Below are 13,400 nucleotides of genomic sequence, written 5' to 3' on the forward strand. Positions count from 1 at the left end.
TCTCTATCCAACTTAGTTGTTCATTTCAAAGCCAACCGCAAAGGTTGGCTTTGTTGTTTGTAGGTGATATTCTCCGATAACTTAATTTAACCAAGTTGTGTCTGGATGGCGCCTTTTATTGCGAGAAGTAGGTAATGAGAGACCTTATTGACAATTTTCCCAAACAACATAAATACGCACTAGCAGCTGCGTGTGCGCTATTGTTTATCATGCTTTTATTGCCATCTGAAGACGCAGAAGCCTCCAAAAGTGTTAAATACATCGCTGCTGATTATCAAGAATTAGCCGTTGGTGAAGAATACCCTCTACCACTTAACATCAAGCCTGCTGAATATAGTCCTTTGTCATCTTTGACAACCAAACAAGTACGTATCAAATCAGGTGACTCGCTAGCGGTGTTATTCAAACGTGAAGGTGTTCCGCAAAAAGACATGTTGGCGGTGACTCGTTCGGGGAAGCTCGCTCAACAGTTTACTAAATTAGTACCTGGCAAATACCTTACATTCAAATTTGACGAGCAAAACAAACTCGTCGAATTACATTATGCTCACGAAGCGGCCGCTGGTGTTGTCGCAAAACGCGATGAAACGAATAAATTTGTGACTGAAATTGAAGAGCGTGAAACGGTTATTACCGAGCGTTATTTTGAAGGCCAAATTGAGTCTAATTTCTGGAACGCAGGTGTCATGGCTGGACTGAACGACAAGCTGATCATGAACTTGGCTAATGTGTTCCAATGGGATGTCGACTTTGCTCTAGATATTCGCAAGGGCGATGAGTTTTCTGCATTGGTTGAACAGATTTTTATCGATGGTGAGTTTGTTGGATATGGCGAAATATTAGCAGCCGAATTTACCAATCAAAACGAAGAGTTTAAAGCCGTTCGTTACGCAGATGGTCGTTACTACACGCCAGAAGGTGATAGCATGCAAAAAGCTTTCTTGCGTGCCCCTGTCAACTTCAAATATATCAGCTCTAACTTTACCAAGCGTCGTTTTCACCCAGTACAAAAACGTTATAAAGCACACCGTGGCGTTGATTACGCAGCTGCAACAGGAACACCGGTTTATGCGGCAGGTGATGGTCGAGTAATTAAAGCTGGATATGACCGATTCAATGGTCACCATGTATTTATTGAACACGGCGGTGGCATCACAACTAAGTATATTCACTTTTCTAAACGAAAAGTTAAAAAAGGCCAGCGTGTAAAACAAGGCCAAACTATCGGCTTAGTTGGTGCTACAGGTTTGGCGGCAGGCCCTCACTTACACTACGAATTCTTAGTTAACGGTGTTCATCGAAATCCAAGAACGGTTTCACTGCCAAAATCTAATCCAATTTCGAAAAGTGAAAGGAAAGCGTTTTTAGCATTAGCCGAAAAGCGCACAAGCCAACTTAGCCATAACAAGCGCTTGTTACTAGCAATGCGCTAAAACAGCGCAACTGAGAAGGGGAACTCATGGCCGATCCAAACAACGATACAGGCAACGAGTACTATCTCGGTATTATGACCGGCACCAGTTTAGATGGTGTCGACATTGCGCTAATAAGTTTGACACCAGATAACGGCATTGACGATCTTACGTTAGTTCATAGCAGAGCTTTTCACTTACCTGAATCTCTAACCGATTCACTGGCTGAGCTAAGTCAGCCTGAATTTCAGCCCGCTTCTTTAATTCAAATTAAAAGTCTTGAACAAGCCTACACATTGGCGATTGCCGACTGTGTAAATGCGTTTGTCAGACATTTAAACTGGTCACAGCCTATTAAAGCAATTGGCTGTCACGGTTTAACTATTTGTCATCATCCAAATTCTAGTCCTACAGAAGGTTTAGAGCAGGGGTTTTCATGGCAGTTATTAGATGGGTCGTTACTTGCTGCCAAAACTAAGCTGGACGTTGTGTACGATTTTCGCAGCAAAGATGTCGCATTAGAAGGACAAGGCGCACCTTTAGTGCCTCCTTTTCACCAACAGCTATTCCAATCGATAAAGGCACCTGAAGGGGGCAGAGTAATTTGTCTGAATTTAGGCGGCATTGCGAATCTTTCTTATTGGGATAAAAATGGTTGCTATGGATTCGATACAGGGCCAGCAAACACGTTAATGGACCAGTGGACTCAATTGTATTTGCAGCAGCATTACGACGCTGATGGACAGTGGGCTGCACAGGGGAATATGTGTGGTGAGTTACTCGAACATTTACTTAATGATCCCTATTTTAAAAAGCCTGCCCCAAAGAGCACAGGTAAAGAAGTCTTTAATTTGGATTGGCTGAAACAAAAATTAGCAAATTATTCAGACAAATCGAAACAAAGTTGTGGCAAGATGAAACCGGTCGATGTACAAGCAACCTTGTTGCACCTCACTGTTCGGACTATCGCTGAACAAGTCGAGCGGATTTCACCAAACGGCATTTTGATTTGCTGTGGCGGTGGTGTTCGTAATTCCCAGTTAATGGCGAGTTTGGCGCAATACCTTCCTGAGTATGAGGTTAAAGCGAGCAACGATTTTGGTATCAGTAGCGATGACATGGAGGCAATGGCATTTGCCTGGTTAGCGTATTGTCGTGTAAACGAGATGTCTGCAGGTAAAGCGTCGGTAACAAAAGCCAGTCGGGATAGTGTATTAGGTGCATGGGTTAGTGCTAAATAAAACAGAACACGGTTAAAAAAACACGTGTAAAACAATAAAAATAATAAATTAAGTTGGGTTTAACATTGTCGTACTCTCTTCAATCTTTTTTCAAAGCCATCGCGTTTCCAGTCGTATTATTTGTCGCCGTGATCAGTTCAGTGGAAATGGGTATTGCTGATCTGACTCCATGGCAAGACATCATTTTGCAAACGCCATTTTTGTTGTTTATTGCCACAATCATTCTGGCGTTAAGATTTAATCAAACCCGCGTCATTTATATTGTGTTATTTTTGGCTTTAGCTTGGGCCAGCACAGGTAAAGTAGAAAATATCGACTATTTTTCGTTTCATCCGAGTCTGTTTTTTATCTCCCAATTGTTAGTTTTGATGGCCTTTAGTTTTGATCAAAACAAAGTAGTTTGGGGCCGTCATGGTCTATTCCGAATTCTTGTTTTGTTTGCGCTTTTAGCCTTTAACTATCGCTTCAATCAATCCATCACGATCAACGAATGGCTGTCCCTGCAGGTGTATCCTGTCAGTAAAGAAGCTACGATTTCACCTTATTTTCAGATTGAGTTTTTGGTCTCGGCAGTGTGTTTGTTTACCTTGGCCATTCGCCAACTTATGAAACCAAGTCAGTTAAACGCCAGTATTTGGGCGCTAGCATTTGGTGTTATTGTGATGAACTTCGGTGATTTTACTTATCACACTATCATTTTGAGTTACTGTTTATTTGGCGTTTTGATCATTCACGCGGTGTTGACTGATTCCTATCAAATGGCGTTTTCGGATGAATTGACTGGCTTGGCGGCAAGGCGTGCCTTATTGCAATCGTCAATCAGTCTTGGCAAAAAGTACACTGTTGCAATGATGGACGTCGATCACTTTAAAAAGTTTAACGATACATACGGTCACGATGTGGGCGATCAGGTATTACGCCTAGTGGCTAGTAAGATAAACGGCGTTAAAGGCGGTGGCAAAGCTTATAGGTACGGTGGTGAGGAATTTACTATCGTTTTTCCAAACAAGTCTGTGGCATACGCAATACCTTATTTGGAACAAGTCCGTGAAGATATTGCTAACTATCAAATGGCCATTCGAAGTGATGACAGACCCGAAGACAAAAAAGAGGGCAAGTCCTCTCGTAAGAAGTCATCGTCCGCCAGTAAGTTCGTGAACGTGACGATAAGTATTGGTGTAGGTGAGCGAGAGGGTGACCTAAAAGAGTTTGACCAAGTCCTCAAACGAGCCGATGAAGCACTGTATCGCGCCAAACAAGCGGGCCGAAACTGTCTGGCGGAGTGATCTCTGCCAGCCCATTCTAAATCTAGAAATAAAGCGTTTTGGCGCTTGAATCCCTTCATTTACTGCGTCAATTTGACGTCCCGGTTGAGTGTCAAATCTAATTAATTTAATTAGCGGATATTGAGTCACCTAGCAATGGCTTGACTACTATTTGAGCTTGTTTTAACTTTTTAGAATATTCGTGAGTATTAAAGGGAAATTTTTATGAGTAAAAACGTGTGGGCACCTAAAGCCATAATGGTTATTTTCGTATTTATGGCGTTGGTCTTTTTAGGAACAGGCTTTTATGATTATGCTTTGAAAGAGATTGTTTTATCTGAGCTGTTAAAGACTATTGGAGCTGCCGCATTATTGTTTGGCTTGTCACTGAGACCTGAATTACTTTTAGCTCCGATTAAGTCTCTAAAAGTTGGGGAGAAGCCTGTGACGGTTGGGCCAGCTTACCTGAGCGATAGCCTTTTATTTGGCGGAATAATTATTTTTGGTATTGCTTACTTTTTATAAGAGTTTGCTGGGTTTAAAATTAATGAACTGCGATATCGAGTTATAAACTCTGTAATATGCATCTATATTAAATCAACGTACTTTCTAAGCCTCAATTTTAAAATTGGGGCTTTTGAGTATTTGGACCATACTTATCTCTGTATAAACAAGGAGATAATATGGAAGATACTGGTCTCAACTTAGATCTCATCTTATTCAATTTTAAGCAAATAGGCATAGCCTTTGTGTTATCTCTGCCCATCGCATTTAATCGAGAACTCCATAATAGCGGAGCTGGACTACGTACCTTTCCTTTAGTTTCAATCGCGACCTGTGCGTTTATGTTAGTCGGCATGACACTATACGAAGACTCTGTTGCAGAGGCGAGAATTATGCACGGATTGATTACTGGCATGGGATTCATTGGTGGCGGGGCTATTTTTAAAGCGGGAAATGGTGTGAATGGTACTGCGACGGCAGCTGGAATTTGGAATACAGGTGCGATTGGAATTTCGGTTGCCTATTCCCGATACGAGATTGCATTGGTGTTGACGGTGATCGGATTTTTGATCTTTCAGTTTTCAGGTCTTTTTAAAAAGAAAATGGACTGTATTGATGAAGAGGCGCCTAAAGGCGCCCCGGAAGATGACTCAAGTGATAACTCAAAAGAGAAAGGCTAGGTCATACTAACTGTTGGTTGTATGAATAAAGCCAAGTGTTATCCTTTAAATGGACAGGTTTGCATTAGATACATTTCATGAGATTTGGCACTGTAGGCAAACTTCTTCATGTTTTTATGTATCGCATCAAAGGACTTATCAATGTCCAACTCGTTCTTAGCTGCGACAACAGGGCCAACTCCTTCAGGCAGCAAGTTCTGGCCTGCAAGGACCGCCATCCAGTTCTCTTGCTTAAACAACTCTTTATCATGAATTATTAAGTGCCCATGCTCTTTGTATAGCGCCAGGCGCTCTTCTAAGCTCTTAGGTAATGACATTGACTGGCAGTAACGCCAATATTCGCTGTCGTCCCGCTCTGTGGCTTTGTAATGCAAGATAATAAAATCACGGATCATTTCATATTCATTTTGAGCTTCATGATTGTAGGTCTTGATCAATTGCTCACTCACCTGTTTGGTCGGGAATAATCTCACTAAGCGCATGATGGCAGTCTGAATCAAATGAAGACTTGTGGACTCTAGTGGTTCTAAAAAGCCAGCCGACAGTCCAATCGCCAAGCAATTGTGTTTCCATACTTGTTGACGCTTACCGGTACGGAATTTTATGAAATTCGGTTCGGTAATGGTGGGTCCTTCAACGCTGTTTAATAAAGTTTCTAACGCTTCTTCATCAGTCATGTGTTGGCTTGAGTAGACATTACCATTGCCCATTCGGGTTTGCAGAGGAATACGCCATTGCCAACCCGCATGGTGAGCGATAGAGCGCGTATACGGACTGACTGATTTCATGTGGGCGGTTTGAATGGCAACGGCTCTGTCATTAAGTAGCCACTTAGACCAAGAGTCAAATTCTACGCCTAGCGTATCACCGAGCAGTAAGGCTCGTTGACCACTGCAGTCGATAAAGAAGTCTGCACTTAACGTCTCACCACTTTCTAACTCGATACTACTGATATAGCCAGTGTCGTTAGAAGTGTTTACCTGAGTGATTTTACCTTCATGGCGAGTAACCCCAAGGTTTTCACTAAATTGACGAAGGAACTCGGCATAACGACTCGCGTCAAAGTGAAAAGCATAGTCATATCGCGAACCTAATGAACTAGGGTCTTTATCTGGTTGTTGGAATTTGTTGTTTTCAGCCAAATGCCAAGCTATAGAGTACTCTTCAAGCTCTTTATAACTTTGGCCTGCGGCTTTTTTGGTTAGTGTGTCTTTGAGCCAAAAATATGGAAAAGACATGTAGTCAAAGTCAACGCCAAAACTGCCAAAAGGATGCATATAGCGGTGATCTTTATGACGCCAATTTTCAAACTGTATGGCGAGTTTGATACTGCCGTTACAAAAGGATAAAAATTCATTTTCGTCGATACCCAATAGTCGATTAAAGTTTTGAATCGGTGGAATAGTGGCTTCACCGACACCAATCGTGCCGATTTGTTCGGACTCAACTAAGGTAATCTTGATGGAGCTACCAAGCTGTTTTGCCAACATTGCTGCTGTCATCCAACCAGCCGAGCCGCCACCAACAATGATGAGACTTTGGATATGAGCGTTTTGATTTAACGGTTGTTGATACTGTGACATGATTTTTAATTCTTTTTATTTTGTTAAATCTTACCGAACTTGGTATTTGGCACAAACAAAAACTGCCGCAAAAGCGGCAGTTTTATTCGTGAGCTTCACATTGCTCTTACGCGTTGTTTATGGCATCGCCATTAGAACTTAGCGTTAAGACCAACGTAGAACTGACGACCGAAGTACTGAAGTGTACCCGTTGCCGCTTGAGAGCCAAAGTAAGAACGGTTTGGTTCGTCCGTTACGTTGTTTATAGAGAATACACCCTGTAGCTCTTCAGAGAATTGGTAAGACGCTTGGAAGTCAACAACTAGCTCTTCTGCGAAGAACGCTTTTTGTTGATCGCCGATAGCGATTTGGTTACCAACGTACTCTTCACGGTAACGTGCATTCACACGAGTCGAGAACGTTTCGTCATAGTCATAGAACACCGTCGCTGACCATACACGAGGCGATAAGAATGGGTATGGTGTTGTTTCGTCACCAAGACCAGATACCGCTTCAAACTCAGACGTAACTTCTGAATCTGTGTAAGAGTAAGAGGCACTTACACCTAAACCTTTCCACAAATCAGGTAAGAAGTTAAACGTTTGTGTATAAGCAACTTCGAAACCGCGGAAGAAACCGCCTTTACCGTTGTTTAACAATACTGAGTAGTCACCTGGAACTACTGGCGTACCCTTAGTAGGGTTGATTGCCGGAACTTCAATGCCGTCCGCTTCGAAGTCGTAGTCTTGGATTGTTACTTTCTCAGGGAAGTTCTCGATGTCTTTGTAGTATAAAGCAAAGACAAACGCGCCTTCTGTTTCTGTGAAGTAATGCTCATAAGAAAGGTCGAACTGAGTTGCGTAGAATGGACGAACTTCTGGCGTCGTATCACGATTTAAGTCGGCTTCTTGAACTGACTTATCAAACTCATCTGGGTTGTATGACCAAGCACCACTTACCGCCATATCAGCCATGTCTGGACGAGACATTACTTTTGCCGCAGCAAAACGCAATTGGTCATTGTCAGACAATTGGAAGTTTAAGTTAAGTGATGGAAGGACATCAGTAAACTCTTCGCTTAATGTCGTGTAGTTGTAAGTGCGTTTGGTTACACCTAGGTCATCCGTAATCGGGTCACCTTCACCTGCAACGATTGGGTCTTCAACACCATGAGCTGTTTGTGTCGTACGAATAACACGAACACCTACGTTACCAGAAACAGGGTAGCCCATGAACTCAGTGTCGATATTACCTTGGAAGTAAGCGGCAAGTGTTTCTTCTTCGATTTCACTTTCTTGCCAAATCGTCCAATCGTAGCGCCAGTCTTGGTATGCATTAGTGTCTTCATTACCTAGCCAAACACGTTCGATGTAGCTGTTATCAACCGAGATGAACGCTGGGAAGTTCGCGAAATCACCTTCTAACTGTACAACTTTGTACTCGCCTTCTTTAAGCTTGTAAGGGCGGTACGTTTCAGATTCGATTGGGTTGCCATCGGCGTCATACGCTAAGATGTAGTTACCGTTACGTAAGTTTACACCGTAACCTGCGACTTCACCGTAGTTGTAGGCTTGACGTTTGTTCTGATAAGAGCGGTCGGCAATACGAATACCTGTCTCAAATGATGAGAAGTACTCGTTATCTAGCGCGTAGTTTGCATCGATAGCAAAAGAGTTAGACTCGTTATTCTCTAAATGAGGGTATTTTTCTAACGATGTAACCATTGCACGGTTAGGGTCTGTTAATGCCTGCGTAATGTCTTGATTGAAAGACAAGTTTGGCAAGTTTAGACCATTTGTTTCGACATTAACGACGATATCGTCCGTAACCACTGGGTTTGTTACGTTTGCGTCTTCAAAAATTGCTAAACGCATAACTTCATCGCGGTAATCTGACTCACCTTCAGAGTGCGCAAGGTCAAACTCTACGATTAAATCATCGTTTACAATCCACTCTGCATTCACACCAAATGACATTACTTCACTTTCAGTTGTGTTGTCATCTGCTTGAGTTTGCATTGTTAACGTGTTTGAGAAACGCGGGTATGGAGGGTTAGGGTTAACATCGCCCTTATCACGGTAGTAAGTACCACCAACAATATATTCATCATTAGGTCCCGCTAAGATTGGCTTTTCAAAGTCAATGCTAGAACCATCTAGGATGCCACCAATACCATTTATACGGTAACCACGGTCGATACCTTCAGAGTCAAACTTAGAGTAAAAACCATCAACAGTAATAGTAAGGTCGTCACGAGGTACATAAGTTAATGAACCCATCAGACCTTGACGTAGCTCTTCACCACCACGAGCCATCAGCTCGAAGCCTTGAGGAACAACGTAGTAACCTGGCTCTTCACCAATCACATTGCCTTTTTCATCAAGAACCGGCTGAGTAATACCACCGTCTTGTGCACCGTCAAATGGCAATTTACCTAAACGAGGCTGGTAGTTAACAAATTGAGTTGAAATACGCGGTTGCTGAAGACGCGCGTAACCTAGAGAAACACCTAATGTTTCATCTAAGTATTTACCTTGGTAAGAAAGACTAAAACGGTTACCAAGTGGATCGGCATCCGGGTGCTCATCGGCTGAATCGTTGTAGCTCAGCTTAGTTTGGATACCAAATGTGTGTTCTTTTTCGTTTTCAAGTGCATTGGCAGTTTGAAGTTCGATTGAACCGGCAACACCACCTTCTACAAGAGACGCTTTTTGCGACTTGTATACTTGTACTTGATTAATTAATTCTGATGGGTACTGGTCAAACTGTACAGAACGACCACCTTGGTCTGTAACAACTTCACGGCCATTAAGGGTTGCGAATACGAAACCACCAGACATACCACGAATGTTTAATTCGCTTGATTGACCACCTGAACGGACAGCTGTTACACCAGGAAGACGAGAGATGGCATCTGCAATCGATACGTCAGGTAGTGCACCCATGTCATCGGCAGAAACAGCTTCGACAACTGTGTCTGAATAACGTTTAGTGTTTAATGATTCGATAAGGCTGCGTCGGAAGCCGCGTACTTCAATAACTTCGACGTCAGAATTGGCTTCTGCTTTTTTAGCTTCTGTTGTGGCCTTTGCGTTTTTTTCTACTTCTTCGTTCGCAAAAGTCGGCATCGAAGCGATAGTAACCCCGCCTAGCATTAATGCTAATGACAGAGCACTTGGCTTGAACTTTTTCATGTCTGTTCCTCAAAACAAGTTGTTGTTATGTTTTTGAAGAGTGTGGTTGTTAGTTTCGGACTGAACAATTCACTTTAAATAGCGTTTATATACACTTATAAAAATTATATTTTATGGCAACGTATGCAACAGTAAAGACTTGTAAGCCAGACTACAAGCTACATCTTGTTCGCATACGTATTCATAATGGCACACTATATATAGGTGTATACAAAGGCGGCGGGCTTATATAAATTCGTTATGTTGAGTGTATTGCATACAACGTTTTTTCGGACAGGTAATCAACCAAGCTGTAACTAGGCAACACCAATTACAGCGACAGTAAAAATACTAACAGGGTTTTTGTATTACCAACACTTGTTTTTGAGCCGTGGCAAGTGGACAAATTGACTAAATAGCACCTAATAACTAAACACGAGTTAATTGGAGTTATTTCCTATGAATTTCAAGTTAAAGCCTTTGTCGCTAGCTGCGTTAGCGACGGCTACAGTCTTATCTGGCTGTGGTACAGAGGAAGAAACCATCGATAAAGAAGTGGTTTTTGATGAAGCCACTAAGACAGGTCTTTGGTGTAAACTACCAGATATCGTTCAAACTGTTGATGCAGACTTTCACCCACTTTCTGAAAGTGAAGTTGAAAAGTTACAAGCAGTTGCTCTAGAAATTTCTTACCCAGATGGTGCAACCGAAGATGAAGCTGCGGCTTTTGCGGCATCTTTTAATCCTTACGAATTTGACTTCTCTGAAGTTGACCTATACCCAGTGTTAGGTTTAACAATGGAAGAAGAAGCTCGCCAAGTCATCGCGAAAGAAGAAGCGCGCCAATTCAAAATCGGTCAAAAGCAAGACGTTATCTTCGGTGACGGTTTTGATGAGTGGTTTGATGAATGGTTCGCGACCGTGCCAGAGACAGACTACCTTGGTAAATCTCAGCGTTTAGCAAAAGCGAAATTAGGCATGGAGTTGTCTCTATCGGCAGCAAACAATGGTGAAGAAGCGTGTTACACGCCACCAACAGAATGCCCTAACTACAAAGCATTAGACGAGTCAGGCACTTACGACTGTATCGTTCCTGAAGAAAACCCATTAGCAGATGACCAACCTGCAATTCCACAAGCGGCAATTGATGCATCTGCTGAAGGTAAAGCCGTGTTGTTCTTCCGTAAAAACGGTGAGCAAACTGCAGATAACTACGCTGACATTACTATTCATACGTGGAACAACGCTAACTGTACTGCATACGATGAAGAAACAAGTGTAACAGCTTGGGGTTCAGGTAAAGCAAGTACAGATATCGATGACAACTACGGTATGTACTGGATTTTAGACTTGGTTGCAGAGCCTTCAGCTTGTGGCAACATGATTGTTTATAACAAGTCAACTGGCGACAAGTTTATTACTCAAAACGATGCCATGATTCCACTTGGTAAATCAGGTGACGTAGTATTCCAAAATCCAGACAAGATTTCTTTCTTCCAAGAAGGAATTCCAGCTAACTTAATGGACGGTGCTTACCTAGCAAACCAACATCCATTATTAGGTGCTTCATCTGGTAGTAAGTCGTGTGACTGGGGTACAACTCTAGACGAAGCTGGCGAAGCTTGTGTAGGTCAAGCAATCCCTAACTGCCCAGAAGGCACTTATGCCGTTGGTGTAGGCCAGGTTGATATCGCATCTAAGTGTGTGGCTGAATTCGACCCAGAAACAACATTCTTACTTCGTGGTGGCTTTAATGATTGGGGTAACCCAACAGACGGCACTGAATTTGAAAAAGTAGCTGACGGTCAATACCGTAAACTATTCGAATACGGCGCTCACCCTGAAGGCGTAGAGCTAACGTTTGGTGCTGACGTTGAAGTTGAAGTTGAAACTGCGGCTGGTGCGACATTAACGTTCGTACAACCAGTTGATGACGAAGGTAACAATGTTGACTTTACACTTGATTTAGACAACATCCCAGCAAACACTGTATTCACTAGAGCAGATGGTACGGAAGTAACATTGGCAGCTGACGGTAATATGTTAATGCTTCCTGAAGGCGCTGAAACGCCAGAAGTGAAAGACTTAATGATCACTATCCCTGCTGAATCTGTGCTTAAACTTGCAGCTGGTGCAAACCACGGCGACTTTGCTTGTGAAACTGACTGTTTCACTTCATATAACTTTAAGATTGCTGACGCTGATTGGACAGAAGCAGCGACATACGGTGGTGTGAAAGGCGGTGACGCACTTGTTGTTGGCGGTGCAGCGAAAGCATTAACGGCCGGTGAAGGCGTAGGTCAAGACATTGGTATCAATATGCAAGATACTAGTGTTTACCAGTTCACATTTAATGCTGAGCAAGCATCTGATGCATCACTATCTGTTGCACAAGTGCCAGTGAAAGCGTTCCCTAGCCTTACAATCAATACAGACACAGTTGAGCTTAGCTTCAACAGTGGCAAGTACGTATTAGAAGGTCAGGCATTAACAGCTGGTACTTACAACCTGGTTATCGCTGACGAAGCAAATAGCTACGCAGTAGGTGTTGAAGCAGGTAACGAAGTACTTACTCTTGATACACCAGTTGACATCGTTGATGGTGGTGAAGCGATGAGCCTAACGATTGCAGAAGATGGCGAGTACGACTTTGTACTTGATTATTCAGACGCAAGCGCACCTACATTCACAGCAATTAAAGGTGTTCCATACGGTTCAAACGACATCTACATCCGCGGTACGATGACAGGTTGGGGTGACCCGGCTCCAGCAGAAGATCAAATGGTTTATAACAAAGAAGCACGTACTTACTCTGTTGTTTACGGCCTAGAAGCTGGTGCAAACCACAACTTTAAGTTTGCTAGCCAAGCTTGGGGTGGTCCAGTTGACCAAGGTTACGGTGCGTATACCTTCTCTACAGAAGGTGAAGAGGTAACTGATAACTTCGGTAACATGCAAGTTGTTCCTTCTAAATCTACGGCTTATCAATTTGTTATTGACTTCAATGGTAAAGCGAAAGGTGAAGTAAAAGTTGTTGAAGCACCGATCTACATCCGTGGTGGTATTTACGGTACAGGTGATTGGGCTGCTGATGAAACAATGCGTCTAAACTTTGAGCCTGCAACTGCTACTACAGACGATATGGAAGCAAGCCATGTTTACACAGGTGTTGTGACGACAACTGGTACTGGTTTCTTCAAGATTGCTGACGAAGGTTGGGGTGGTTCATTTGGCTTCAACTATGGTGCAAGTGCTGAGCAAGAAGCTGCTGGCACGAACGTAATTGAACTTGGTGTTCCAATGACGCTGACTGGTGGTAATGACTCTAAGAACATTAGCTTCCAAGAGCCAGCAGGCACGTACAAGTTTGTGTTTGATGACGTAAACAAAACACTTACGGTTACTGCCCAATAATTTAGTTTTGAAATTAATAAATACGAATTAGCGTTCGTACTTAGAACTAACAAAACCCAGCTTCGGCTGGGTTTTTTATTAACAAACTTTCACAATTCTTATACTGACATCTCTGACTCACTCACTAGACTATATCTTAGGCCAAAGGT

Annotated in this window: 8 protein-coding genes; 6 read left to right on the forward strand and 2 right to left on the reverse strand. The window is 42.7% G+C overall.

Translation table 11 applies throughout. The features are described 5' to 3' along the window. Positions 1–134 precede the first annotated feature (134 nt). The 5 genes from AC4E96_RS01485 to AC4E96_RS01505 all read left to right on the forward strand — a co-directional run bounded on the left by AC4E96_RS01485 (position 135) and on the right by AC4E96_RS01505 (position 5,102). Positions 135–1,433: a peptidoglycan DD-metalloendopeptidase family protein gene (locus AC4E96_RS01485; protein WP_488033559.1), complete on the forward strand. Its 1,299-nt coding sequence runs from the start codon at positions 135–137 to the stop codon at positions 1,431–1,433. Positions 1,434–1,459: 26 nt separating this feature from the next. Continuing rightward, positions 1,460–2,653: an anhydro-N-acetylmuramic acid kinase gene (locus AC4E96_RS01490; RefSeq protein WP_490254687.1), complete on the forward strand. Its 1,194-nt coding sequence runs from the start codon at positions 1,460–1,462 to the stop codon at positions 2,651–2,653. A 65-nt stretch (positions 2,654–2,718) separates the two neighbouring features. After that, positions 2,719–3,939, forward strand: coding sequence for a GGDEF domain-containing protein (locus AC4E96_RS01495; protein ID WP_488033561.1), 1,221 nt, complete (start codon positions 2,719–2,721; stop codon positions 3,937–3,939). Positions 3,940–4,143: 204 nt separating this feature from the next. Continuing rightward, entirely contained in the window at positions 4,144–4,443 is a 300-nt protein-coding gene (locus tag AC4E96_RS01500) for a hypothetical protein (RefSeq protein ID WP_490254688.1), read from the forward strand. A 158-nt stretch (positions 4,444–4,601) separates the two neighbouring features. Beyond that, a complete protein-coding gene (locus AC4E96_RS01505) occupies positions 4,602–5,102 on the forward strand; it encodes an MgtC/SapB family protein (RefSeq protein ID WP_488033562.1) in 501 nt (166 codons plus the stop codon). A gap of 38 nt (positions 5,103–5,140) precedes the next feature. On the opposite strand, the gene AC4E96_RS01510 is transcribed toward AC4E96_RS01505, so the two are convergent. Then, a complete protein-coding gene (locus tag AC4E96_RS01510) occupies positions 5,141–6,685 on the reverse strand; it encodes a tryptophan halogenase family protein (protein ID WP_490254689.1) in 1,545 nt (514 codons plus the stop codon). A 131-nt stretch (positions 6,686–6,816) separates the two neighbouring features. Beyond that, positions 6,817–9,858 carry a TonB-dependent receptor gene (locus AC4E96_RS01515; protein WP_490254690.1) on the reverse strand — a complete coding sequence of 1,014 codons (3,042 nt, stop codon included), beginning with the start codon at positions 9,856–9,858 and terminating at the stop codon, positions 6,817–6,819. Between the two features lie 438 nt (positions 9,859–10,296). Between AC4E96_RS01515 and AC4E96_RS01520 the strand changes: the two genes are divergently transcribed. Beyond that, complete coding sequence (locus tag AC4E96_RS01520; RefSeq protein WP_490254691.1) at positions 10,297–13,251, forward strand: hypothetical protein; 2,955 nt, start codon at positions 10,297–10,299, stop codon at positions 13,249–13,251. Positions 13,252–13,400 lie beyond the last annotated feature (149 nt).

This window comes from Psychrosphaera sp. (assembly GCF_982872775.1).